General features: G+C 41.1%; 19 protein-coding genes and 1 pseudogene. 8 read left to right on the forward strand and 12 right to left on the reverse strand.

All coding sequences use genetic code 11. The annotated features are described in order from the left end of the window. Nucleotides 1-4: 4 nt before the first annotated feature. Nucleotides 5-904, reverse strand: coding sequence for a phosphogluconate dehydrogenase (NAD(+)-dependent, decarboxylating) (gene gnd / locus A8F94_RS14165; protein WP_066201660.1), 900 nt, complete (start codon nucleotides 902-904; stop codon nucleotides 5-7). A gap of 117 nt (nucleotides 905-1,021) precedes the next feature. Then, nucleotides 1,022-1,483, reverse strand: coding sequence for a BsuPI-related putative proteinase inhibitor (locus A8F94_RS14170; RefSeq protein ID WP_066201663.1), 462 nt, complete (start codon nucleotides 1,481-1,483; stop codon nucleotides 1,022-1,024). Between the two features lie 434 nt (nucleotides 1,484-1,917). On the opposite strand from A8F94_RS14170, the gene A8F94_RS14175 reads away from it, so the two are divergent. Further along, nucleotides 1,918-3,267 carry a S8 family peptidase gene (locus A8F94_RS14175; RefSeq protein WP_254660860.1) on the forward strand — a complete coding sequence of 450 codons (1,350 nt, stop codon included), beginning with the start codon at nucleotides 1,918-1,920 and terminating at the stop codon, nucleotides 3,265-3,267. A 54-nt stretch (nucleotides 3,268-3,321) separates the two neighbouring features. Here A8F94_RS14175 and A8F94_RS14180 read toward each other — a convergent pair whose 3' ends face one another. Further along, the gene (locus A8F94_RS14180) at nucleotides 3,322-4,812 is read right to left on the reverse strand and encodes an amidase (RefSeq protein WP_066201672.1); all 1,491 of its coding nucleotides are present in this window, start codon (nucleotides 4,810-4,812) and stop codon (nucleotides 3,322-3,324) included. Between the two features lie 157 nt (nucleotides 4,813-4,969). On the opposite strand from A8F94_RS14180, the gene A8F94_RS14185 reads away from it, so the two are divergent. After that, nucleotides 4,970-5,188 carry a hypothetical protein gene (locus A8F94_RS14185; RefSeq protein WP_066201675.1) on the forward strand — a complete coding sequence of 73 codons (219 nt, stop codon included), beginning with the start codon at nucleotides 4,970-4,972 and terminating at the stop codon, nucleotides 5,186-5,188. Nucleotides 5,189-5,253: 65 nt separating this feature from the next. Here A8F94_RS14185 and A8F94_RS14190 read toward each other — a convergent pair whose 3' ends face one another. From A8F94_RS14190 to A8F94_RS14210, 5 genes are all read right to left on the reverse strand, one after another. Beyond that, entirely contained in the window at nucleotides 5,254-5,628 is a 375-nt protein-coding gene (locus A8F94_RS14190; protein ID WP_066201678.1) for a DUF2750 domain-containing protein, read from the reverse strand. Between the two features lie 76 nt (nucleotides 5,629-5,704). After that, nucleotides 5,705-6,658, reverse strand: a complete 954-nt coding sequence (locus A8F94_RS14195) for a hypothetical protein (protein ID WP_066201680.1) — start codon at nucleotides 6,656-6,658, stop codon at nucleotides 5,705-5,707. Nucleotides 6,659-6,814: 156 nt separating this feature from the next. After that, nucleotides 6,815-13,825, reverse strand: a complete 7,011-nt coding sequence (locus tag A8F94_RS14200; protein WP_066201684.1) for a DNRLRE domain-containing protein — start codon at nucleotides 13,823-13,825, stop codon at nucleotides 6,815-6,817. A gap of 464 nt (nucleotides 13,826-14,289) precedes the next feature. Next, complete coding sequence (locus A8F94_RS14205) at nucleotides 14,290-15,711, reverse strand: vWA domain-containing protein (protein WP_066201686.1); 1,422 nt, start codon at nucleotides 15,709-15,711, stop codon at nucleotides 14,290-14,292. Nucleotides 15,712-15,924: 213 nt separating this feature from the next. Beyond that, nucleotides 15,925-16,287, reverse strand: coding sequence for a group I truncated hemoglobin (locus A8F94_RS14210; RefSeq protein WP_066201690.1), 363 nt, complete (start codon nucleotides 16,285-16,287; stop codon nucleotides 15,925-15,927). Between the two features lie 295 nt (nucleotides 16,288-16,582). Here A8F94_RS14210 and A8F94_RS14215 point away from each other — a divergent pair, with 295 nt between their 5' ends. Then, nucleotides 16,583-17,827, forward strand: a complete 1,245-nt coding sequence (locus tag A8F94_RS14215) for a DUF438 domain-containing protein (RefSeq protein ID WP_066201693.1) — start codon at nucleotides 16,583-16,585, stop codon at nucleotides 17,825-17,827. Nucleotides 17,828-17,929: 102 nt separating this feature from the next. Here the strand turns inward: A8F94_RS14215 and A8F94_RS26390 are convergent. Next, nucleotides 17,930-18,349: pseudogene (locus A8F94_RS26390) on the reverse strand (PH domain-containing protein). Nucleotides 18,350-18,428: 79 nt separating this feature from the next. On the opposite strand from A8F94_RS26390, the gene A8F94_RS14225 reads away from it, so the two are divergent. Continuing rightward, a complete protein-coding gene (locus A8F94_RS14225) occupies nucleotides 18,429-19,889 on the forward strand; it encodes a M20 family peptidase (RefSeq protein ID WP_175384426.1) in 1,461 nt (486 codons plus the stop codon). Nucleotides 19,890-19,958: 69 nt separating this feature from the next. Here A8F94_RS14225 and A8F94_RS14230 read toward each other — a convergent pair whose 3' ends face one another. The 3 genes from A8F94_RS14230 to A8F94_RS14240 all read right to left on the reverse strand — a co-directional run bounded on the left by A8F94_RS14230 (nucleotide 19,959) and on the right by A8F94_RS14240 (nucleotide 21,554). Beyond that, nucleotides 19,959-20,312, reverse strand: a complete 354-nt coding sequence (locus A8F94_RS14230) for an acylphosphatase (RefSeq protein WP_066201701.1) — start codon at nucleotides 20,310-20,312, stop codon at nucleotides 19,959-19,961. Between the two features lie 501 nt (nucleotides 20,313-20,813). Beyond that, complete coding sequence (locus tag A8F94_RS14235) at nucleotides 20,814-21,155, reverse strand: DUF3147 family protein (protein ID WP_066201704.1); 342 nt, start codon at nucleotides 21,153-21,155, stop codon at nucleotides 20,814-20,816. Continuing rightward, entirely contained in the window at nucleotides 21,156-21,554 is a 399-nt protein-coding gene (locus tag A8F94_RS14240; protein ID WP_066201709.1) for a MarR family winged helix-turn-helix transcriptional regulator, read from the reverse strand. It abuts the gene before it with no gap. Nucleotides 21,555-21,836: 282 nt separating this feature from the next. On the opposite strand from A8F94_RS14240, the gene A8F94_RS14245 reads away from it, so the two are divergent. From A8F94_RS14245 to A8F94_RS14260, 4 genes are read left to right on the forward strand one after another with little or no spacing between them, the layout of a single operon-like run. Then, nucleotides 21,837-22,394 (forward strand): RNA polymerase sigma factor, encoded by a 558-nt coding sequence (locus A8F94_RS14245; RefSeq protein WP_066201711.1) that lies wholly within the window; start codon nucleotides 21,837-21,839, stop codon nucleotides 22,392-22,394. Beyond that, on the forward strand, nucleotides 22,387-23,148 hold the full coding sequence (locus A8F94_RS14250; RefSeq protein WP_066201718.1) for a hypothetical protein: 762 nt from the start codon (nucleotides 22,387-22,389) through the stop codon (nucleotides 23,146-23,148). The genes A8F94_RS14245 and A8F94_RS14250 overlap by 8 nt, the downstream gene beginning before the upstream one ends. Beyond that, nucleotides 23,148-24,026, forward strand: coding sequence for an ABC transporter ATP-binding protein (locus A8F94_RS14255; protein ID WP_066201721.1), 879 nt, complete (start codon nucleotides 23,148-23,150; stop codon nucleotides 24,024-24,026). Before A8F94_RS14250 ends, A8F94_RS14255 begins: the two co-directional genes overlap by 1 nt. Continuing rightward, the gene (locus A8F94_RS14260; RefSeq protein WP_066201724.1) at nucleotides 24,023-25,285 is read left to right on the forward strand and encodes an ABC transporter permease subunit; all 1,263 of its coding nucleotides are present in this window, start codon (nucleotides 24,023-24,025) and stop codon (nucleotides 25,283-25,285) included. The genes A8F94_RS14255 and A8F94_RS14260 overlap by 4 nt, the downstream gene beginning before the upstream one ends. The last annotated feature ends 7 nt before the right edge of the window (nucleotides 25,286-25,292 follow it).

Raw genomic sequence — 25,292 nt, forward strand, 5'->3', positions numbered from 1 at the left:
CGTACTACTTTTCTGTTTTTTCAAACGCATGTCCGCCAAACTCATTTCGCAGCGCAGCAACCACTTTTCCGTTGAATGTATCCGTTTCTAAAGAACGGTAGCGGGATAGCAGTGACATCGCAATCACCGGCGTCGACGTTTTTAAGTCCAATGCTGTTTCCAGCGTCCACTTTGCTTCTCCTGAAGAATGCATAACACCCTTGATGCCTTCAAGTTTCGGATCCTTCGAAAATGCATTCTCGGTCAGTTCCATCAGCCATGAACGGATAACAGAACCGTTATTCCAGACTCTGGCCACTTTTTCATAATCGAAGTTGAATTCACTTTTTTCCAATACTTCAAACCCTTCACCTATCGCCGCCATCATTCCGTACTCTATCCCGTTATGAATCATTTTTAAAAAGTGCCCGCTGCCGGTTTCTCCTGCGTAAAGGCAGCCATCTTTCACAGAAGTATCCCGGAATACTGGTTCGACCCGTTCCCATGCTTCCCTGTCGCCGCCTACCATATAGCATGCTCCATGACGGGCACCTTCCATGCCCCCGGACGTTCCAGCATCCATAAAGAAGATTCCCTTCTCCTTTAACTCACGATGGCGTCGAATCGATTCCTTATAAAAAGAGTTCCCTGCATCAATGACTATATCCCCTTCCTCAAGCAGGGGTACAAGCTGATCTAGGACTGAATCGACAACTGAATGGGGAACCATGATCCAAATAACCCTCGGTGAGTCCAGTGCTGCTGTAAGTTCCTGCAAGGTAGCAGCCGCCTTAGCCCCGTAATTTTCCATTTCCTCTATTGCCTTCGAACTGACATCATACGCGATAACATCATAATGATGATCCAATAAATTCTGGCCAAGATGAAATCCCATTTTTCCTAGGCCAATCAAACCAATTTGCATATTGCTCACTCCTTTTTTTCATACTACCCTGTTCCCATTTCTTCGATTAATCCAACATTGAATTGCTCTTTTTTTCAAAAAAATAGGCACCCTGTGGATGCCTAAATTCGCTCTTCTTTATTTTAAACTGAAATTTGTAGATACTTTGTACTTTGGTCCCTCTTTTGGTGTCATCCAGACAGTCAGCTCATAGTCACCTTTTTCAAGCTCAAGGTCTGAGAGATTAATTTCATAAGACAATGTCTCGCCTGGGGCGAGTGTTTCTGTTCCTAAAGCTTGTAAAAATGAGGCAACACTTGAAAACAGGAATAGCTCTTTTCCGTTTTTGTCCTTAACGGAGTAGTCATATCGCTGTGAACTCGTAAAGTCGAAATTGACCGTTTGCTCGGTCTGGTTTTTCACCTCATATTGAAAAATCAACGGGCTCTCCTCATCCAAGACCGCTTCTACTTCATTCGCCACAATCCCTTTCCCTCCTCCATTTACAGTCCGGGCAGGCTGTTCATTCGCCTTTTCATTGTACGTCCCACACCCAGTCAACAAACTTCCAAGCAGCACAATTAACATGAACCTTTTCATTAACTCCACCTCTTGCTGCAAATTTTTACTTCATACTATTAGTCGCAAAAGAGGTGCTCTACGTTACTGGTAGTTGATGGTAGACTTGGATGCGTACTAAAGAAATTATTTTAGTCATCCGCTGCACAGTGTTGATACCACATTATAGTAACTTCTTGTTAAAACCTGAAAATCCTTTAATATTTTCGAGATGCAACTTTGTGGCTTTTTAATCATTTTTTAGATAGGTCCTTTGTCCTTTATTCATTCAGACTAGGAGATTCCAGGTATTATTACTTATATCTTGATTGTACCACTTCGTTTCAAAGCACTCAGAAATAGATAAAAAGTTCTATTTTGGAGATGATTTATTGACAAAAGTTAAAGTTCATATCAATTGTTATATGTAAAATTTAAAATATAATGAATATTATGATAGATTAGGAGGGATTTTATTGAAGAGAAAATTTATGGCAGGGGCACTGGCAGTCGCTCTGGGAGCTTCACTTGCTTTCAGCGGAGCACCCTCATACAGCAAGGCGGATGCCGCACAGGAGAAGTACATAGTCGTATTTAAGAATCAGGCAAGCCTGCCGGCTGGGTATGCAAAGGCAATTGAAAAAGCTGGCGGAAAGGTCGAAACAAAATTGGAAAAGCTTGGGGCTGTTGAGGTTGTTTCGGATAATCCGAAATTCCTAGCAGAAATCAAGAAATCCTCAGCTGTCCAGGATGCGGGTGTGCAAAACATTATTTATCCCGAAGAAACCATTGTTGAAGATAGTTTCACCTTAGCGGAAGTTGGGGAAAATGCTGATTTATACAAATCGCGCCAATGGGATATTCAGCAGGTAACCAATAACGGAGCCTCCTGGAACCTTCCAGGCGGAACAGGGAAATCAGTGGATGGCAAGGATATAGTTGTAGGAGTTATCGATACAGGTATCGATTACAACCATCCTGACCTTAAGGAAAATTATGCTTTTGGAAAATCATTCGTTCCTGGCTATGAGGATGCAATGGACGAAAATGGCCATGGTACGCATGTTGCAGGCGCAATCGCTGCAAACGGACGTGTAATGGGTATCGGCCCTGATTTGAAGGTTGCGGCTTACCGTGTGTTTGGACCAAGTGGCGGCGCTGCAACTTCACATATTGCAGAAGCACTTATGGCAGCTGCAGATGATAACGTAGACGTAGTCAATATGTCCCTTGGCGGTTATGACTGGTTCCAGGACCCTGATTATGCAACAAAAGACATTGTCGCTGATGTGCGCCTGTTCGACCGTGCTATCCAGTACGCTATTAACAAGGGGGTAACTGTAGTTGGTTCCGCAGGTAACAATGGAGCTGATATCTCAAGCCCTGGTAAATTGTCTGGAGATGATAAAGGAGCTACCCACCGCAGCCCAAGCAGCCAAACAATGATCCGTGTTTCTGCAGGCGGTGCCTTTAAAAACCTAGCATTCTACTCCAACTATGGTGTAGGCAAGATTGATGTGATGGCGCCAGGCGGAGACCTTGGCCCGAACTACGATCCAGCTACCGGTCAAGGAAGAGATAATTACTACCTTTCTTATAACACATATCCGGGCAACCGTTATGCAGGTATGGCCGGAACTTCCATGGCAGCTCCTAAAGTTGCCGGCCTTGCTGGTGTCATCATCGCCCAGCATGGCAAGGACGCTCTTAAGCCAGCTCAAGTCAAAGCGATCATTCAGCAGTCTTCTGAAGATGTCTTCAAAAAAGGCTATGATGAGAAATCTGGCTTCGGACTGATTAACGCAGTCAGTGCATTAGATCGTTAATATTTATGGGAAGCGGGGGATCAAAAACCCCGCTTCTTTTTTAATGGTATGAATTTAAATAGGTGGTGCGGCCTTCAACCATTCATTTGATTGCTCCAACTCCCCGGCAAGCCTGAACAGATAATCCTCCCTGCCTCTTGAAGTTATAAATTGAACCCCGCATGGCAGACCGTCTGCAGTAAGATGAATCGGTATCGACATCGCTGGCTGCCCTGTCAGGTTTGCGAGCTGAGTGAAAGGAGTCCTGGCGAGATTCTGTTGTGCAATTTGGTCAACAATGCCCGCTTTCTTTAAGATGCCGCCCATTCCTGTACGCCCCACCAGGTTGATCGCCAGTTTTTCAAACGAACGAGGTTCAAGCTCACTAATTTTTGCAGGTGGAAAGGCAGTTGTAGGTGTCATATAAAAATCATATCTATCATGGAAATCTTCCATTTGATAGGCGGCCTTGTCCCACTCCCTTAACGCTAAAACAAACTCTTCTGCACTTGTTGTTTTTCCTAAAAGCCCCAATAGCCACGTAGTTGGTTCGACGTCTTCAAACTTCGCTTTCCTTCCCAGTACCTCCTCCAGGGAAGCAAGCACCGCGGCAACTTCACCGAAGTACATGGTCAGGTAGCTGTTCGCCAGCCTTTTCCCATCAACCGGTATATCTACCTCTACAACTTGATGCCCCATTACTTCTAGCAGTTTGGCGGTTTTATATACGGCTTCCTTGCATTCCATATGAACCTTTGTGCCAATTGGTGAGTTTACTGAAAATGCAAACCGCATTCTTTTTTCCAAAGGCATAGAAGCATGTTCGAGATAGGATCCTTCAAACGGAGGAGCCAAATAGGCAGCAGTTTTATCCTGAACTGCAAGTGCATCAAGCATCGCGGCACTGTCTCGTACGGACCTGGAAAGGATATGATCGACGGACGCTCCCTGCCAGTTCCGTCCTGCCCCTGGCCCGACAGGTGTCCTTCCTCTTGTCGGCTTCAGCCCGAACAATCCGCAGTAGGCAGCTGGAATCCGAATAGATCCTCCACCATCATTTGCACCGGCAATCGGCACCATTCCCGAAGCAACCGCCGCAGCAGAACCACCACTCGAGCCGCCTGGTGTATGGTTAAGATTCCAGGGATTGCGCGTAGGACCATAATAAGCCGGCTCCGTAATCCCCATCAATGCAAATTCTGGGACATTTGTCTGTCCGACAAATAGAGCCCCTGTTTTTCGAACTAGGCGTACATAGTTTGAATCCTGTTTTGCCCTGTAAGTCTGCATGGACTTTGAACCCCAGGTAATCGATACGCCTTCTATTTCCTGTGTGATGTCCTTTAACAACATCGGCACTCCGGCGAAAGTCCCTTCAAACCCAACATTTTCTGCAGACTGGATTGCTTTTTCATACAATTTGTTAATGACTGCATTCAGCTTCGGGTTCATTTCTTCGATCTGGCGAACGGCTTCCTCTACCAATTCCGCAGGATGTACCTGTTTCTGTTTCACAAGCCCGGCAAGCCCAAGCGCATCATAATCCCGATATTCCGTAAAAGCCACACCTACTCCCCCCTCTTACACTTCTTCCGTTACTACTTCTCCAGGGAAAAGGCACTATCCTTGTTTAATGCAGGAAATTTCCTGCTGGCTGGTCTAAATGAGGTCTTCTATCAATATTGTATGAATGAAACTATTCCATATGAAAAGGTGAGGCTGAATGGTTGTCGTTCATTTTTATGATAACAAGAATGTTGTACTGACTCAGTATCTCAATCAAGTTCCTGCAGAAGGGTCGGACATAAGGATAAAGGGCCGCTCTGGAAAAGTAACAAGTGTCCAAACCGACGATAATCGGATTTACAACGTCCAAGTCGAATTTCAAGCCATTGTGAAAAAACAGGTTGCCGCGCTTGCTCAAAATAAAAAGAGAAGATAACGGGAAAAGCCCAATTCGAACAGGAATTGGGCTGGTTTATTAGCTGTTGTAAAGTTCTTAAAGGCCTAATAGTTTTCAAGTTCCTCTTCTATATCCTCTAATAACCGGTCTGGTGAAATCACGATTGAGTCAATATTATTCCAAAAAACAGATACCTTGAGGCCATCCCTTTTCATACCTGGTATCCATTTGAACATAAAGTCGTCTAAATCAATTTTTTTTGGCTTATAACCGCTCCAATCTTCAATATTGCTTAATTCGGCAAATTCTCTTTTAGGCCAGAAAGGAAGAAGTTTAATTCCGTTATCATCTTCACTTACGGCCCAACCACCGTCATTAAGTCCCCAAACTTCTTCATAGTCAGCAATTTTTTTAATAAAATATTTGTATCTTTCCTGTGCAGGAAGACTAAACACGGTTTCTATTTCTTTTTTATGCATTGCTTCCTCCCTGAACTGAAGTAGACTTCACCCTATTATTCTAATTTTGACATCCCTTTTTTTAAGAATTTTCCAATCATTTCACCTTTTTGAGTCTAGTTGTTATTTTTTTTAGAGAAGCTTCCAAGATTTCCTTTAAATGATTTCCGTTAAAATCCAATAGTGATATTACTTTATTACGTGAATTCAATTTTTTAATCATAGACTCCAATCGTTTAATATAAATGGCATCTTCTGCGGTCAGCAAATTACCAAGCGCCTTTGCGGCATAATCTTTTAAGTCAGCTTTATAATTACCTTCCAAAATACTAAATAATCTATTTTTACTATCTTGGTTAATTTTTTCTTTCGGAAAATCTTTATCACTAAGCCTTAACAACGAATTAAATAAAGGAATATAGTCGGAACTAAAAAGATCTTCAAGTATAATCGGAACAATTTTTTCTCTATCATTTGTTTCATAAGCACAGTAAATGGCCTCTAAGAGAGCCTCCTTTTTAAATTTAGAGTCTTGAGACCTATATTCTTTTAAAATTGCCTCCGTTCCTCTTAAAATATGCAGCTCTGAAATTTCAACTTGCTCCTTAAGGCTTTGAATATTTTTTGTAAGCTTCATTAATTTATTTAGTGTAGATGCGTTGCCGATTGCACCTATCATCGCAATATCCGATAAAGCATCGTTTATATTGTTTGTATTCAATTTTTTACTCTTTAATAATTGATTTTCCAACTTTCTTATCTTCCGGTTTAGTACTTCTTCTTTTCTTTGAAGTCTATCCAGCTCTCCTTCTGAAAGAGCTTTAATAATATAATTTTCACTTTCTTTTTCTATTATTTGTTTTAAATATGAAATCGACAGTTGGTCGCCCCTTCGCCCCAGTATCTCTATAATTATTTTCTTTGTATCCATATTTGATCGTTCAAAGCATTTCATTAATGTATGTATTACCTGGTCATTTTTAATATCGATATTTTTCATTGTTTCTTCAGAAAGGTTCTCGAGAATAGAGATATCAAGTTTCTCTTCCAATTACTTTTCCTCCCTATATAAGCGAAAAATTTTTAGTACATTTTAATTAAATCTACAATACTACAGTTTCGACATAAGATATGTATGACCTTCCACTCTTTTTCGGAAAATGAAGGAGAAATTGAATAATTCAATTTCTCCTTCTCTATGCTATACCTAGTATCTAACCTTGATAACTACCTTGGCCCCGGCTTTTTTATAATTATTGATTTGTCTAATTTTACTGGAAGTTTTAAATTGTTTTCGGGTTGATAATTCCAACACTACCCTTCCCCGCAAAAATTGAGCATCTGGCCGCTTTTTTGTTCCTCTTAGGCTTTTATTATATTTACCACCAGGTACTACTCTTTTCATTGATTTTGTCCATGCATTATGTGCTGCTGTCCCTTTAAATCGTGCTGCACCCTTGGTAGAATTATATACTCCTCTGGCTACTTTTGCAGCTCTAAATGCACCGAGTCCTACGCCTCCAACAGCTCCAAACGCTGCACCTCCAGCAACAGAACCCCATAACTTCCAACCAGATAGACCTTTCTTCTTCGCAGCCTTATATGAACTTACCCCACCAACTAATGCGCCTACTGCCATCCACACCCAATGTCCGTCTGGATCGACAAACCTCACTGGGTTGTTATTGGCGTACGTATACCCGTTTTGAGTCAAAATATCATCATCGTCACCAGGATCAGGATCCGAAGATAGGAACACGCCCTGAACAGGGTTATAGTATCTGGCAATTAGGTAATACAAACCAGTTTCATGGTCATATTGATATCCGGCATAACGGAATGGGTTATCCTTCACTTGATCTGTTTCTTCTGCCCTCAGCACATTGCCCCATGCATCATACTCATAAGCAGCAACCCTTTTTCCATTGCTATCTGTTATAGCAATAACATCACCATGGGCATTGTAATGGTAGAAGAACTTCTGTCCGCCTTTATTTAAAGAAAGCAGCTGCCCGCCCTCGGCGTAAGTATATGACCTTACGACATTATTCTGGCTGTCGGTCTCGTAAAGAATATTCAGACTATCCCCATCATAATGGTAATTTGTCACAACTCCATTGACCGTTTTCTGGATGCGCTTTCCATCCTCGTCGTAGCGGTACGTTACGAAAGGCGTGCTTTCCCCAATTCTTGTAACAGATTCCATTTGTTCAGCTGCATTCCACTCATATTTGTATTTTCCATCCGTCAGGCGATTTCCGTTGGCATCATAAGAGATTGCTTCTCCGCCAAAGGACTCCAGCTGATTGGCATTGTTGTAAGTGGAAGAGGTGGTTGTCGTTACAGTACCTCTCGTTGTTTTAACCTTTATCCGGTTTCCAAAACCATCGTAGAAATATTCTTTGACAGTGCCATCTTTTAAGGTTTCCTTTATCAGTTGGTCCAGATTATCGTATTCATACGAAATCATTAATCCATCTGAGTACTCGATATGTGTGCGGTTTCCGCTAGCATCATATTTATACTTTTCGTTTGTAATTTGCGTACCATCGGCTGTTCCTACAACGATATTTTCTACATGGCCCCGGTCATCATAGTTATAAGTTGCTCCAGCACCATTCCCGGTCGTAAAGGTTCTTATATTTCCAATATCATCGTAATCAAAACGGTAAATGTAAGCCCCATCCTTAACGAATGTATTTTGGTCAAGCTGATTATACTCAAACGTATTTGTATGGCTAAAAGTTCCATGGGTAAAACTGAAACTGCTAAGTTTATCCGATGTTGTTGGATAGGCCCATTGCTGGCTGCCACCCCGGTCAGTCAAGGAACGAACCCGATTGGAAGAATCAAAGGTACGTGTCTTAGTTCTGCCTTCTTTTACATAGTGGACAGAGAGCTCGTTTCCATTCTTGTCATAGCCAAAAGTATAATACTGCTCGCCATTGTATCCCGTACCTTTAACCCGTTCTGTTCCATCATACGTATTTTCGACGCTATTTCCTTTTGGCATTACTGTTTTTATTTTATTGCCATTAGCATCGTATTCATTTGTTGTCACATCATTCAGTGGACCAATTGTCTTTATCAGCTTTCCAGTAGCATCATATTGATAACTAAAATTCTGGGATGCGCCGGATGCTGTCGCGATTGACTTTGATGTCATATTTCCATTCTTGTCGTAAACATAATTTACGGCAGTTCCAGTGGGTAGTAAAAGCTGTTTAAGACGGTCATTCAAATCATAGGAATATGACTTTTTCGCACCTTTTTCATCTGTTTCTACTTTTACATTTCCGGCCAAGTCGTAACTTTTTGATGTTTTGTGTCCCAGTTCATCTTCTGTTTCTGTTACATAGTTTCCACCGCTATCATATGTGTTCTTGGTAATGACACTGCCCTTCATCAGGCGAATCCCATCAAACCATACTGTTCCGGTGTAGTTGCTCTGGAAAATTAATGATACTTCAATTTTGCTGACCGGTTTGGAAGCCGGGATTTTAACAGCCGAACGATTCCACTCCTGCGTCCCATTCGGATAATCAGCAGAAAAGTCCTGAGTCATACCATCAGTGTAATATGCTTTTGCAGTAATCGAATAATCTTTCTTATTTACGCTGCCTGCAGCTTTTACATCAAGTGCTTTCGAAAGGCCTGTAAGTGTAAAATTCACTGGACTGTCGGATGCTGTCTGACCAACATTTACTGTCTGCTTGTAAATAGAGGCAGCTTGAGTACTAGATGTCCTCGCCATCTTTAAAGATTTGCTTCCATCGAATCCAAGTGTATCCACCGTACCGCCTGTACCTGTCCAATTTGACAGGATGTTCTCAAAACTGCTGTTAATCAGCGGGTTATATGCGGAAGACACTTCAGCCTTCTCCAATTGAATTGCATCGAACCAGGCCTCACCTCTTGCAGCAGAGTCTCTATGGTCCACCTGAAGGTACACTCTGATTTTAGCTGCTGAAGCCGGAGTCTTGAATGTTAATTGCCGATCAGTCCATGACCTAACACCACTCAATTGACTATAGCGGTTGTCAGTCCAGGCAAGGTGTGTTCCCTGGCTATCCAGTATTTGAATGTTAAAGAAGGCATTTGCTTTAGATAGATTTGTTTTGATTTTCCCACTCAATGTATAGGTGGTGTTTGGCTGGGCAGCTAACTCCTGAATTGCAGCTATATATCCATGCTCCGTTGAAACAGAAGCTGAAGCAACATTTAGTTTGAGTGTCTTTGTCCCATTTAAGCCATTTGCAGTATTTGTATCCCCTGCCAGGGATCCTGAATTAAGCTTTGTCAAAGCCGTCCAAGAACCTATTCCCGATTCAAAACTGTTATTTTGCAGAAGGTTCGTTGCTGCTCCGAGCGAATCGCTTGATTCAATTGTATTTCCAAATTTATCGTATTTAGCTACAGAAGAAACCTTGCCACTTTGATCCGTTTCAGAAACAGGATTCAACCCGTCATAAGCAATTGTTGTCTCGTCTCCCTCAGTATCTACCATGGAAGTAACATCATTATTGCTGTTATATTGGTATGTTTCTGTTCCATAGCTGTCCTGTGCAGTGACTACATTTCCATTCGCATCATACGTGAACGATTCGGTAGGAGCGGCCGCATTTTGGTCATTTGGGTCGCGGGTTTCTTTAACATTGTTCCCTTCATAAACATAACTGGTTGTAATATTTAATCCGCCAACATCTTCAATAACGCGAACAGGGTTTCCTGCCTCATTAAAGGTGTATTCAACTTTTCTGTTGTTTGGCTGAGTAAGCAATAGTTTTCTGTTTACCTGATCATACATGAGCAGATAGTGTTTATTCTCGGCATTGACAACCTCGCTGACTCTACCGTTAGTGTAAATAAACTCATTTAAAACCGGCTTCTCAACGGTATGGGTAGGTTCATACACCTTTACAAGTTCATATTCCTGGTTATATTGATACTGGGTAATCTCATCACCAGGAGCTGTAACCTTTGTGAGCAGGTCATTTTGATATTCAAATGAAGTGACCCTACTTAGAGGATCGGTCAAGGAAGCAATTTTTCCCGATGCAGTATAGGCGATTTTCACTTCACGAGCAACTGAACCATCATGGCCAAGTTGTTGAATGGCGGTTAATTTACCGTTGGTATAGAGGTATTTAACCGTATTACCATTGCCATCAACAATTTTTGTTATTTTACTGTCTGCCTTGTTAAAATAAATTTTCAACTGATCTTTATTTGTTAAAATGAATTCACTCGTTGTTTCCTCAAGTTCTAGATAAACCCCGGTCGGAGCTTTGTATGTTTCATCCGCCAGCTTTGTAAAAATATGCAAAGTACCGTCTTCATCAATAAACTTCACCTCATTGCCTGCGCCGGTCATACTCATTTCCACATTGCTATGCCACCCTTTTCCAAATAAGCCAACACTCGTGGAAAGGCTGTTATACGTTCGTTCAATAGATAGCGCGGGTCCACGTCCGGATATGGAAATATCGTCTTCGCTCAAAATGAGATTTCCTGTTGAAGCGTTCACGTCTCCATATGGAACTTCAATAATCGACCAATATTCTTCTTTCCCCAGATATTCAACAGATTCGGGGAGTGGAATATTAAAATAGTTCCCAGAGTAAACCGTTTCACCCAGAGCATTGTAGGCACTCAACCTGAACCAGTATTTTTTATCCGATGCATACCGCGTTCCCATTTTTCCGTACATTGGAGAAGGATCAAGCGGCAGCTCCACCCCGTATTTATCGTTAGTATGAAGGTGGAGTGATTCACCATTTGCCAATTTACTGTTTACAATCTCAGTGGGTGTGGGCCAAATTCCCTTATTTTGTGTTGTCCACGTATCGGTGTCACCTACGTCAAAGGCTTCATAGGCAGATCCGTTAAAAATCCAGACTTTATAACCAGTCGCATTCGGGATTTTGTCCCAGTCGAGCATAACGTATCCGGAATTACTCCCCAATTGGTTGCTGTATGCACGGCCTCTTGGTGCGGGCGGGACATCAAGGTTTGGCACCCGTGGCATGTATGCATCAGAATTTATCGTTTCCCCTTGGCCATTATACGCACTTATCCGAATATAATAATTCGTTGTAGTAGCGTATCTTGTACCGGCGTTAGCATATACCTCAGATGGGTCAACAGGCAATTCCGCACCTAAACTGTCACCAAGATGAAGCTGGTATCTGCCCATGTTGGTTTCTGTAGGGGTAGGCCAGTATTTTTTCCCTTTAGTCGTCCAGGATGTAACATTTCCAACATCCCTCGATTCATAGTAACTACCGTTAAATATCCAAATTTTATAACCTGTAGCTCCGCTTACAGGACTCCAGTTAAAGTCTACATAACCTGTTCCGTTCCCGTTTGAATAACTCTTCCCCTTTGGAACCTGAGGTTTTGCCAGATTCGGGATTGTCGGCATAAAAGCACCAGATGTCGCACTTTCTCCTTGGGAAAAAACAGCGCTTACTCTGAACCAATAATTTTTGTTGGTAGTGTAGGATCCTCCAGAGTTCCTATAGACTGGTGATGGATCCAATGGCAATTCTGCCCCGAGTTTATCTTGATGCAAATCAAATTTGCCAGCACTAACCTCTGTTGCAGTAGGCCAAATCTTCTGGCCATTCGTGGACCAGGATGTTACATTCCCAACATTAAAAGACTCATATGATTTTCCGTTGAATAACCATACTTTGTAACCCTTTGCCCCTTTAACAGCGTTCCAGGATAAGTTGACATAACCAGTACCATTTCCATTGCTATAAACCTTACCCGTTGGGGTTTGGGGTGCCGGAATTGTATAATCGACGGAAAGGTATGGCTTTAGCGTAGAATTTGCAGATGAAACGACCTTTTTCCAATGTGTTTGCCCGTTACCATTGGTATGCAGCTTAAATCCGTAGTTTGCCTTTGTGCCATTCACCCAGGCTTTCACTGTGTCTGTTACATTAAATTGAGCCCATTGATCCCTATATACATTAACTGACGCTATATTGGTCGAACCAGGCTTATTATTCCAATTAAGTGTGCTTGCAGACCAGCCTCCATTTACTGCATCCAACCATAGACCATTTGCTGTTGAGATATAGTAAGAGTGTGTTACATACACATTGAATTTTGCAGATGTTACATTCATATTCGCCAAAGAGGACAGGCTTTGGGTAAGAAAACCATAATTTGTCCCTGTTGCAGAGTCATAGTAGCCAGTCCTAAGCGTATATTGTCCCTGGCCTGAATCCCACTTACTTGTAGTTGCACCATAATTGGTAGTAGGGTATGCAGACGTAACAAATGCATCTGTTGAGGTATTGATGGTTGTTGAAGGGTCAATATACACAGGATAAACTCTTTTGGGATCCTTCAGCCATTGGGGATCTGCATTTACAGTTAACTCATATCCGTCCACTTGTTTTACCAAATGAAAGGATATATTTTCTGAAGTTGCTACCTCACCAGAGCGGTCATCATAGTTTGAGTCAGCCATCGCAGGTTTAGGAATAGTGAAAACCTTTTTACCTTCTTCATCTAAAAAGTCGATTGAATTGTCCTCTTGAATCGCTGCGGTTAAATCTGTTTTAAGGAAAAACTTAAAGATATGATACCCTTCATAGGAGTTAAGGACTAAATCCTCCTTGACGTTTTGATCAAATGTAAGGTTTCGTAAGTCGATTTTTGGAAAGACATTTTTATAAAGGATTTTATTTTCTTTTTGCTTATATGTAGCTGGCCTATCTATTGCATTGACTGGTTTATTTTCACCCGTGGCTTCAAGCAAAGAATAATGGAGGGTATGGTTGTTTATTTGGAAAGTGGCGTATTCACCACCTGCCATTTTCTTTTTGAAACTGGAATGAATAAATGAATTTTCTGTTTCTACTAAATCCTGATTTCCACTATCTTTTAAATTTGAGGAGAGCTCTGTCCATTTACCTTTTACTTTTTTGTGAACTGGCTCAAAGTATATTTGTTTTCTAAAAGTTCCGTCTCCATTATTAAAGACCTTCGTATCCTCAGTTCTTAATTCTTCTAACTCACCGACTCGGCCCATATTAGCCTGTTCTTCTGTTGAGAAAGGAGCCTCTTTTATTTCTTCCTCTATGCTGTTTTGTTCTGATAATCCACTACTTATTGTTTCTGCAAAACTCTCACCAGGTATGCTAGTGAGCACTAAGAGAAAGGTTAATAGTAAGGATAAACCCTTCTTAAAATATCTCATCCCCTAAATTCCCCCTGATTGGAAAACAACGCAATCGTTGTCCCTTAATTTTTGAATTAATCCAGTGATCTTATTGGTTACTAAAGATTAAGTTGCTTTTTATCATGCCTCCCTACTTTTCAAAAAATACAAAATATTACTCTTATATTCAAATATTACCTTATTTTACATTTTTCTCATATTCAGTTTTTTAAATTTGAATATTGGGATAATTTTTGTAAAAATCGTCCTGTATTAAACAGTATTTTTTAATTCGGCCAATCTCTTACTAAGTAAATCAATTGTTCTCCATGTGTTATTGTTGGGAAAAATTCTAAACGTAGTACTGACTTTTAAGCAAAAATAAAACCCCTCAAAAGCCCGTATTGGTACGAGGACTTTAAGGAGTTTTATTTAATAGTTATTAATGTGAATTTTTGCTATGAGAAGCGAAATCGCCACTATGTTTCTAGTTATTATTAAACCTATAATCCAACTTGCTTTTCTATGGCATCAAGCTTATCAGACAACTCGTCGGATACGGCTGTAATTTCGTCCTTCTTTTTCGTGCTCAGATCGCCCATAAAGGTTTGAATCTTATCATTTCTGTCATTCAATACCTGAGTGATCGTGTTCTGCAGCATAGGATCAATTAGGCCTTCTTCTTCAAGCCGCTCCCTCGCTGCTCGAATCCTTTCATCTTCATTTTTGAAGAGTGTAAAGTATTTCGACTTCAAAGCGTTTACTGCGTTTTGATGGTCAAGTGTTGTCCAGACATTATCGGCAAAGCGATGGATTGCCCACCATCTCCACGTATTGATGCTGACTGCTTCCTTCCAGACATCCTTGATTTCAGCAAGCTGCTGCTTTGTTTTAACCGAAGAATATTCTCCGCCCCCAGCTTCGGCAACCAGCTTAAGCTGTTTATCTGCCTCAGAATCAACATCAAAGCCAATTATATTGATTTTTACATTTGTATTATCTTCAACAGCTTTCTTGGCTGCAGCTACTGGATCTCCGTCACACGTTTCGATTCCGTCACTCACAACATAAATGAAGTTCTCAGTGTTTTCGTCCTTTTCCTTGGCCAGCTGTTCATTAGCAAGTGCAATGCTCGAGGCTAACGGAGTCCAGCCCATTGCATTGAAATTTTTTAAAGAAGCCGCAAATTCACCCGCTTCATATGGTTTTAGCGGATACATTGTTTCAACAGCGCTGCATGATTTTTGCTTATCCTCATCGCTTCCTGTTCCTTCATGCCCAAATGCAATCAAGGAAACCTTTACGTTTTCAGGAAGCTCTTTTGCCAAGTCCTCGATGCTCTTCTTGGCAAGCGCCATCTTGGCCTCGCCGCCGACCTGCGCCTTCATGCTCCCACTGGAGTCAATGACCAGGACAACATTTACCTTCTTATTCGATTCCTGGGTAACTTCATCCATGCTGATATCCTGGAGCAGGCGGCCATCTGGAAGGCGAAGTTCTTCATAAACAACCTCATAGTTCTCAATTTCCTCCGCTACATCCTTGTAGCTTGCCCGGAGAGCCGAAGTAATCGATTCGGCCCATTTAATTTCATCCCATTTTTTCGTTTTCTTTTTACTTACTTCATTAATATAAGCATCGATTGCCTCTTTCGTTGCTTGCTCATAAGCTGCCTTGTCTTCGGAAAATTCCTTGCCTTCTATGTATTTCTGGTACAGATCTCCCTTATCTTGCTGTATGTATTCCTCTGGACTTGTGGTTGGCAGTTTGGCTTCACCAATTGCGGATGCCGGTTTTTCAATTACAAAATCTTCGCCTTTTCCTTTTTGCTTGGACGTGTCTGCAGCGCTGTCACCGCTAGACTGGCATCCAGCTATTAACACAATTGAAAAAAATAGTGCAAGTACCCCTTTACTCATTTTCATAATTATTACTTTCCCCCTATATTTTTTGTGAGGATGTTCCACCTTCGCAGTTTTAATTAGAAGGATTTTCCAACACAAACATTGCTATACCCTATTATAACTTTAATAAACTTACTTAAGTTGTAAAAACCCTTATCCTCTCTCTTAAAAGGAAATAAAAAAACGAGGCTTTTCAAGTTAGCCTCGTGCACGTGATACTATTATTGCAATTTTTTATTTATAAATAATATCCTCACGAAGTGACTCTACTCGTGTTAACGCTTCATAAATATCCGCTTCGCTGACGCCAAAATTAGCCAATGCTTTATGCAGATGCTTTGTGATTGTATCAAAATGGACAGGCTGAAGATTCATCCCTTCATGGGCCTTTTCCATCGCCTGTCCCGAATATTGATTTGGCCCACCCACAGCATAACTTATGAACTTCGTTTGATGGCTTCGCTGCTTCTCCATATCCGTGTTCCCAAAAAACTGATTAACCGTGTCGTCCTTCAGGACTAACTCATTATAAAAATAATCTACAACCTTCCCTATACCCTCATGGCCACCCAACCGTTCATACAAATTATTCTCCAATCAAAACAACCCCTTTCAAAAAATACACGACATATATTCCCTCACTACCTTCAAATAATCCCTACTAAACAAAACACCCCACCACTGTCTACCTCACACGGACAAACCAGGGAAAAACGCGGAAAATCCTTGGAAAATCGAGGGTAATGTCTTTTTTAGGGGTCTGACCCCTATTGTGACGCACATCACAACTAATTCGTTAGTGGTTTGGTATGGTATGGGTGTGAGGTTTTGATAATTGTTCTCAATCAACTTGTCAGCGTATTTATCTAAATTGCGGTGAAGGAGTATGGCTATGAGTGAGCTTATTAATAATCGAGAAGTGAATATAGAAGGAAGTTATGTTAGTCAAAGCCGTTTGGCTGTATTGGAAGGGATTTTCCTTGGCCTGTATAAGGGACGGAGCAAGGCGGACGTTCAGGAGGAATTCGACCGGAGAATCGGAAAGGTGACGGTTGAGGAAGTTTCGCATCTCTCCCAGTTTCAGCGCAGGCTTGTTGAATCGGAAGCCCTTACGAGAGAAACTATTCAGCGTCTTTCAGATGACCATATGGATATCCTGAAAGGAAAAATTCTCGACAAGCAACGCCCTGAAGACGAACCGGGCCATCCGATCCATACGTTCAAGCTTGAAAACCGTGCATTGGAGAGATTAATTGAAACAAGGTTCGCTCCCCATACTAGGGAATTTGCTCAAGACGATAGTTCCGACTCAATTACTCTTTTACTCGGGGACTGTACCCTACTATACGAAGTCGACAAGCACTACGTAAGAAAGGAACATCTCATCTTCCCATATCTTGAGAAATACGGAATTTACGGACCTTCCACAAATATGTGGCGAATCAATGATTTTATCCGTGAAGGCATCAAGGAACTGAGGCAAAAGCTGGCCACTTACAATGGAGACAAAGGTTCGGTACTGGAGTCTGCCCAGTTTGTTATTGATCAAGTACTGCATATGATTTACCGGGAAGAAAACATCCTCTTCCCTATGTGCCTTGACAAACTGACTGAGGATGAATGGATGAAAATCGCGCTGGAAAGCGACGAAATCGGCTACTGCCTTATCACGCACCCAGCAAAGTGGAAACCTGAGCGGAATGAGCTTCCTGCAAATGCGATGTCTGAGGGATTCATCAAACTTGAAACGGGCATTCTCTCACTGAAGCAGCTTGAGCTTATGCTGAACCACCTTCCTATCGACATGACGTTCATTGATGAGAATGATGTCGTCCGATACTTCTCCTTTGGGAAGGAAAGAATTTTCCCAAGGACAAAGGCGATCATCGGAAGGACCGTACAAAATTGCCATCCGCCAAAAAGCGTCCATGTGGTTGAAGAAATTCTTCACGATTTCAAGTCAGGGAAAAAAGACACCGAAGACTTCTGGATCAAGGCAAAGGACAAATACGTGTATATCCGTTATTTTGCTGTCCGTGATGAAGACGGGAACTACACCGGAACACTGGAGTTTACTCAGAATATCGAACCTATCCAGGCGATCCAGGGTGAGAAACGCATTCTTACAGTGGATTAATCCCTTCCCTAAATACAAATTAACCAGGCTTTTGAATGAGGCCTGGTTTTCTTATTTTTAAAAGTAATGAAGAAGGAATATTATGCTTTATACCGAATGGTTTTAGTATTCATTTATTTTTATTTTGAGATTTCTTCTTTTCAATTCATTAATGAAACTATCCACATCCACTGGCGAAATGAATACCGTTCCATCATTACTGTATTTAATTTAAATTCGCTCTATTGAAAGAGCCGGAGCGGTAAATGGGTTTCGAGCAAAACGAATAAAGCGAATTTCTTCTATTTTTATTAATTTAGTAAAAGGCCCATACTTGATAGTTAAAGTCTCCTCCCCAATCCCATAGAAGGTATTAAACCAAAGCGACAACGATAATACAATCATGATAACCGATATGACCATCCCAAAAATATCAAACTCATTGAACAATGACTCAAAAAAAAGCCAGCCAACAAGAACAAGTACCCACCAAATCCCAAACCCCATCCATTTGTCTTTTTTTGAAGGAAATATCATAATCATTCGTCACCTCTATTAAAACTACGAAAAAACAACATTTACGTTTCAATGAGAAATTTTTACAAAACAAGGGGGAATGTCAGTGAAAAAGCGAAAAATAGCTGCCTTAATACTAGTAAGCTTTCTCGCAGTGTTTTTCATCGTAACCGGAATACGTACAATGCTTGTCCAATCAAAACAGCCTGCAGCAAAACCGACAGCAGAAACAATTGACGAAAACAGCGCCGTAAACCATTTGTCCGAAGCTATCACCTTTAAAACCATATCATACCAGGACCGCAGCAAATTCAATTTCAGCGAGTTTAAAAAGTTCATAGTTTTTTTACAAAAAAGCTATCCTTTAGTTCACGAGCAGCTCGAACTTGAAAGGGTCAATGAGTATGCTCTCGTTTATAAATGGAAGGGGTCAGACCCCTCCCAAAAGCCAATCGGCCTTACAAGCCACTATGATGTAGTTCCTGTGTTAAACGGCACGGAAGGCGATTGGGAACATGACCCGTTTAGCGGTACGGTAGCCGATGACAAAATCTGGGGTCGGGGAACCCTTGATGATAAAATCGGTGTGATCGGAATCCTCGAGGCGGCTGAGCATCTACTTGGGCAAAACTTCAAGCCGACACGGGACTTATATTTCATGTTTGGCCATGATGAAGAGATCGGCGGGGATGAAGGTGCGAGCGAGATTGCTTCTATAATGAAGGAACGCGGAATCATTTTTGAATTTGTCCTCGATGAAGGCGGCGCGATTGTCGAAAATATGGTACCAGGTGTGAACCAGCCTGTCGGGGTAGTAGGAATATCCGAAAAAGGCTCAGCGACCGCTGAACTGACGATAGAAGGAAGCGGAGGCCACTCTTCCCAGCCAAAAGACCGCACCAATATCGGCCGTATTGCCAGTGCGATTTCAAAACTCGAGGAAACCCAGTTTAAAGGTGACCTTAGAGGACCGGGCGAGGATTTATTCGAATTCGTTGCCCCTGAAATGAGCTTCGGGATGAAATACGTATTTGCCAACAAGTTCATATTCGAGCCTATCATTGAAAAAATCCTGCTCGGACAGCCGGCTACTGCAGCCTTAATCCGAACCACCATTGCCCCGACTATCTTCCAGGCCGGCGAACAATACAATGCATTGCCGGAAAAAGCAACAGCCATCATCAATCATCGGCTCATGCCAGGCGACACGCTTGAAGATGTGAAAAATTTCATTGAAGAAACGATTGACGACCCCGACATAAACGTGACAGTAACCGGAAATGAAGCCAGTTCCGTATCCTCCGTAGACAGCTGGCAGTTCAGAACTATCCAGCAAGCGGCGCGGAACGTGTACACTGACGCAATCATCGCACCTTACCTGATGTTTGCGGGTTCCGATGCCCGGCACTATGATACTGTCTCGGACGATACGTACCGCTTCCTCCCTGTGCAAATCACCGGTGAAGACCTCAATCGGATGCACGGTACAAACGAACATGTCAGCATTGAAAACTACTTAAATGCAATAATGTTTTATATTGAAGTGATGAAAGAAGCCAATAAATAATACTGGGACGGTTCTTTGCTTGAAATTACAGCAAGGAGCCGTCCCTTTTAATTGCAAGATCCCGATAAATTATTTTACTATTTTAAAGGTCTTGTCTTCTTTTTCAACAGCCAACTCGGTTACAATAATTTCTTTGACAGCGGCTCGTTTCAAAGACTTCATACAGGTAATTAAAAAATCAATTTTAGCGTCTTCCCCTTGCAGTTCAGCCTCTACACTTTCATCTTCCTTATTCCGAACCCAGCCGGCCAGACCAAGTCTTTCAGCAAGGCAAGCTAATTCAAGCCGGAATCCGACCTTCTGGACTCTACCTGAAAATTGGACTTTTCTCCTAACTATATTGCCAGAATGAAAAACAGGAAGCTTCGTTCGGTTTGCATGATTCATCACATACCCATCCCGAAGCTTTTTTAAAAGCTTCATAGTAATGACCCCCTTTATTACCTATAATTGACTGCAAAATGAAAACTATTTCTTATACATTAACACTACCAAGTGAAAGGAAACAACATTCTACGATACCTACCAGCGGACTAGTTCAGTTCTCGATTACTCTCGTAAAAATTATATCGCCCTCTTCCGCAAATTTATCACCTTGAATGAGCTTTTTTTATCCCTCAACCACAATTATTTCACCCTTAACGAACGATATATCGCCCGTATTCACAATTCTGACACATACTCCCATGCCTAAAGACTATTATTCGAACGAAGCCTTCCAATGGGTTGGCAATCACCTTTATTTCCACGGAAATCGTTTTAACTGTAACAATATAAAAAACTCACCTTCCACCAGTGAGTTCCCTATAAAATTAGCAAAGTAAAAAACGTCCCTACTTTGCATTATTGACTTTTTATCCCGTTAATCCACCAGTAATTGTCATAGAGTTGCTAGCAAAGAGTGCCAGTATTCAAAAACCTCTTCTAGGAGACAAATAAACTAGTAATCTTACTTTGAATGAGTAATGAGGCTCCCCAGCCAATTACACCTAACACAATTGCCAATGGAAGTTGAATTGAAAGCTTAAAAGCGCTATAAATGACCAGGAGCATCACAATTGTTGCTGGAAGGCCGACAAGGACTCCAAGCGTAAATTGTAAGACACTTTGCATCGGTTCTCCTTGAACCCTTAACCAAATAATACTTAGAATACTGATTAATGGCAGAGCAGCAATTACTCCTCCATAAACCGGAAACCTTCTTGCAAGCTCAGTTACAATCCCAATTATTGCTGCCGAACTAACAATTTTAATGAGTAAATACATTTATTTGGATACCTCACTCAATAATCGAAATGCTTCAACAATCTTTTTCTTCTCGCCGTCCGTCAACTTTTCAAGTGCAATCGTTAATTTCTTTTCATCCAATTCCGTGTTCTTTTTTAAAACCATTAATCCCTGTTCCGTTAAACGCAAATAGACAATCCGCTGATCTACATCGTTTCTTGTTTTACTTAACCAGCCATTCCTGACTAATTTTTTCACATGCTCGGATGCTGTGTTATGGGAAATGGATAAATGTTCTGCTATGTCACGAATAGCTACATGCTGCTTTTTCTTAACAATTTGTAAAACACGGACACTTTGATGTGAAATCGCCTCTTCCTGGGCTGGATGGAGATTAAAGTAAACGTCAGTAAAATATGTATTCAATTCCTCAATCATGAAAAAACCTCCTTTTACATCGTTTATATAGATTATATCGTTAATTGCGATATAATTTCAAGGCAGGGACTTTAAAAAATGAAGGTTGTTTCTATTCCTATCAAAAGAGAAATCTCATAAATTATGAGCTGCAAGAAATGTTTTTTGAATAATGTGCTTTCCCTAACAGCCATGATAATCTGGGTGTAAGATATTTTTTTAAAAAAATATAAACTTTGCAAACTATTTTCCCCTTCCTTACGAATATATATATGAACCGGTTCAGAAACGAGTGTTGTGACAATGCATAGTAATGAAACTTCATTGATTAATAGAATAAAAAACAAGGCAAATGGACAGGCGGCCAATGAGCTTGTCTCCCTTTACTACAAGGAAATGTATGCGTTTGTTTATAGGCAGACGCTGGATAAGGAACTTTCCCTGGATTTGACACAGGAGATCTTTATTTCCATGCTGCAATCAATCCATGGATTTAACGCTGAAAAAGCTTCATTCAGGACATGGTTATACAAGCTGGCAACATATCGGGTAGTCGATTATTACAGATCAAGGGCATATCGATACCAGACCATTACCGTAAACTCCGAGGATATCGATATCACCGACTCTGAAGATTTTACGATCAGTCTTGAATATAAACATGAGGTAGAAAGAGTGACATCCCTAGTCAACAGTTTGGACAGCCAGTCGCAGCAAATATTCCGCTTAAAGCTGTTTGCCGATTATTCCTTCAAAGAGATTGCGGCATCATTGAGTATGGCAGAATCGACCGTCAAGACAAAATACTATTCCACGCTTAAAAAAGTGAAGTCGAATTTGGAGGCTGAAGACGATGAATAAGGAAAAATTCACAATAGACTATCCTGATGAAAGTGAAATTCGCAGTGAGATCAGGAGCATTGTCCAACAGGGTCTTCCGGTTAAGGAAACATTCACTTCGCACTTGCTGAGGATGTATAGAGAAATAGGAATTAAGTATTTGTTCAGAGATTCAGTTGAACTGTTATATGTTCTTTTTGCTGTCATGCTGGTCATTTCATCCCTGGCATTCTCTGCAGAACGGTACTTTACAGTAGGAGAAGAAAATATATATGCGTTCATTTTCATCGTATCACCGGTGCTATTTTTAGCCTGCTGCATCATTTCCTTCATGAAATTAAAGCAGGCCCATACGTTCGAGCTTGAAATGACATGCAAATACAATGTATTTCAACTCGCTGGCTTCAGGATGCTTGTCTTTGGTATCGCCAGTTTCGGGTTGAACACTGCCTTGATTGGGGCCATGGCCATTTTTTACAAGGAGATTGATTTTACTTCGGCCCTCCTTCTTTCTGCCTCATCATTAATACTTTTTTCAATCCTTTATCTCTTAACATTGATGAAGGTGAAAACGACCGCCGGAAAAATTGGCTTTTCTGTCATTTGGTTAATCATGAATTTCTTTATTCTCTTTTTTAGCAAGGCTTTTTACTTTGGCCTGTTAAATCGTATTCCAATTGCTCTGTATATTTTAATAATTGCTGCTGGAATGGTGTTCTATATAAAAACACTTAAGAAATTCGTTTCTATTAAAAGTCCCGAGGGGGTTCTGTAATGCTGGTTGTTAGTAATGTTAGTAAAAACTTTGGAAGTTTTGTTGCTTTAAAAAAGATCAATCTTGAATTCGAAAATGGGGTATACGGCCTTCTTGCTCCAAATGGTGCCGGAAAAACAACCCTTATTAAAATGCTGACTACTCTTATCTTCCCTACGAGTGGCGATATACTTTATAACGGCAAGCCAATTGGTGCACTGGATGAGAGATACCGGGACTTGCTTGGCTATCTGCCCCAGGAATTCGGTTACTATAAAAATTACAGTCCTATTCAATACCTTTCCTATATTGCCGCTTTAAAGGGAATGGATAGAAAGCAGGCAAAAACCAGAATTATGGAGTTGCTTAAACTCGTCGCATTGGAGGAAGTAAGCGGGAAAAAAATGAGGAAGTTTTCTGGAGGCATGATCCAAAGAGTGGGGATTGCCCAGGCGATGCTGAATAATCCGAAAATAGTCATTCTTGATGAACCAACCGCTGGGCTTGATCCAAAGGAACGGGCGCGTTTCCGCAATCTGATGGCCGAGTTGGGCCGGGATCGAATTGTTATCCTGTCAACCCATATCGTCTCGGACGTCGAGTCTGTCGCCAATCAAATCATCCTGATTAAAGATAAACAAGTTCTATACAAGGATACAATCTCGGAAATTTGCAAACTCCTTGCCGGAAAGGTCTATGAATCCACAATTGACTTCGACCTTGCCGCTAATTTTAAACGCAAGCATTTCTCATTGTCGGAAAAACAAGAGGATGGCTTGCTCAAAATCAGATTTATTGCAGAAGGGGAAATTCAGCCGGAATGGGTTGCAGTTCGCCCGAGCCTTGAGGATGTTTTCTTGTATATTTACAAGGATGAAGATTCGGAAATAAAACTATGAAAAACATCATTTTCCACGAGCTGCGGAAGGTATTCATCTCTCCTGTTATTGCAAGTTTGTTAATTATATTTACCGGCTTTAATTTTTATCTGATTTATGACCACTCTTCTGTCAGAAATGAACTCGAAATTGTAAATGAAGCAATAGGCCGATACGGAACAAATATAACCCCGGATTCCATTGCAGCCTTTGAAAAAGAATACGAGTCTGCATTAGAAAACTTGAATATCCTTGCCGAGAAGAAACTTTCCAAAACCTATCAGGATGCTTCCGAGTTTTTTACCGACAGATCCACTGACTCCAATCAGTCCTTTAACGAGGAAGAATTAAAGGTTGCAGCTAAGGCTCTTGTCTTTGAAATGTACCTGAATGAAATGGACGGTATTGGCGAAATTTATGAAAAACTTGATTTTAAACAAACAGCAGAGTTAGAAATCATCAATTTAAACCTGAGTGGTGAAGCCGCTGAGACTGTCAGAAAAACATTCAGCCAGCTTGAAGCGCGGAAAGCGGAAATAATTGAAAATGGTGAACATCAAACGCTGTTTTTTCACGGAAAAACGTACAAGCTTCATACGTTCCTGTTCAGAACTCTGCTCAAGGCCATTCTCGTTGAGGCATTAATTTTGTCCGTATTAGCTGCAGCTTATATAAACACCTATGAATTTGAAAACAAAACCCATCTCATTGCCTACTCTACTAAAAGAGGAAGGAAGCTGGCTGTTGATAAACTAATAGCTTCTTTAACGGCAAGCACGATGATGACTACTTTCCTATTGGCTTTAACTATGGTTTGCTATCTTACACTATTTAACTACTCAAATGTATGGAGCGTCCCGATTAGCAGCTATTTTAATGCGGAATTCACATTACCGTATATTTCATGGCATCAATTGAATTTTGGCGAATACTTGGGATTATGCATACTGCTACTCTACATATGCCAGCTGTTTTTTACAGCGATTGCCTTTATTCTATCGATATTTATCAAAAATAGCTATCTTGTATTCGTTGTGTTTCTGCTTGTCTGGGGAATTGCAGTAATCATTCCAGGATTCGTTCCGCTTGATTCAAACATGCTCTTCACAACAAGGCTGAACCCGTTTACACTCATAACCAATCCGCATCTTTGGTTCATGGCCTGGGGAGCCTTCCAGGTAAAATACTATGAAATAACAACAGTCGGCATTTGGCTGGTCGTCCTTTTCGTGGGCTGCTTTATCAGTTTGGCTCAATTTAAAAAACAAAACATTTACTAGGCGGGGA

It is taken from the genome of Bacillus sp. FJAT-27225 (genome assembly GCF_001685025.1).
In the GTDB taxonomy this organism is placed as follows: domain Bacteria; phylum Bacillota; class Bacilli; order Bacillales; family Cytobacillaceae; genus Bacillus_D.

Bases quoted from the DNA above. Each gene is read 5' to 3' on its own strand.
- A8F94_RS14190 (WP_066201678.1), bottom strand. From the start codon at position 5,628: ATGCATAAAAAAGAAATAGAAACCGTGTTTAGTCTTCCTGCACAGGAA.
- A8F94_RS14230 (WP_066201701.1), bottom strand. From the start codon at position 20,312: ATGAAGCTTTTAAAAAAGCTTCGGGATGGGTATGTGATGAATCATGCA.
- A8F94_RS14255 (WP_066201721.1), top strand. From the start codon at position 23,148: ATGCTGGTTGTTAGTAATGTTAGTAAAAACTTTGGAAGTTTTGTTGCT.
- A8F94_RS14250 (WP_066201718.1), top strand. From the start codon at position 22,387: ATGAATAAGGAAAAATTCACAATAGACTATCCTGATGAAAGTGAAATT.
- A8F94_RS14205 (WP_066201686.1), bottom strand. From the start codon at position 15,711: ATGAAAATGAGTAAAGGGGTACTTGCACTATTTTTTTCAATTGTGTTA.
- A8F94_RS14235 (WP_066201704.1), bottom strand. From the start codon at position 21,155: ATGTATTTACTCATTAAAATTGTTAGTTCGGCAGCAATAATTGGGATT.
- A8F94_RS14170 (WP_066201663.1), bottom strand. From the start codon at position 1,483: ATGAAAAGGTTCATGTTAATTGTGCTGCTTGGAAGTTTGTTGACTGGG.
- A8F94_RS14200 (WP_066201684.1), bottom strand. From the start codon at position 13,825: ATGAGATATTTTAAGAAGGGTTTATCCTTACTATTAACCTTTCTCTTA.
- A8F94_RS14215 (WP_066201693.1), top strand. From the start codon at position 16,583: ATGAGTGAGCTTATTAATAATCGAGAAGTGAATATAGAAGGAAGTTAT.
- gnd (WP_066201660.1), bottom strand. From the start codon at position 904: ATGCAAATTGGTTTGATTGGCCTAGGAAAAATGGGATTTCATCTTGGC.
- A8F94_RS14240 (WP_066201709.1), bottom strand. From the start codon at position 21,554: ATGATTGAGGAATTGAATACATATTTTACTGACGTTTACTTTAATCTC.
- A8F94_RS14185 (WP_066201675.1), top strand. From the start codon at position 4,970: ATGGTTGTCGTTCATTTTTATGATAACAAGAATGTTGTACTGACTCAG.
- A8F94_RS14245 (WP_066201711.1), top strand. From the start codon at position 21,837: ATGCATAGTAATGAAACTTCATTGATTAATAGAATAAAAAACAAGGCA.
- A8F94_RS14260 (WP_066201724.1), top strand. From the start codon at position 24,023: ATGAAAAACATCATTTTCCACGAGCTGCGGAAGGTATTCATCTCTCCT.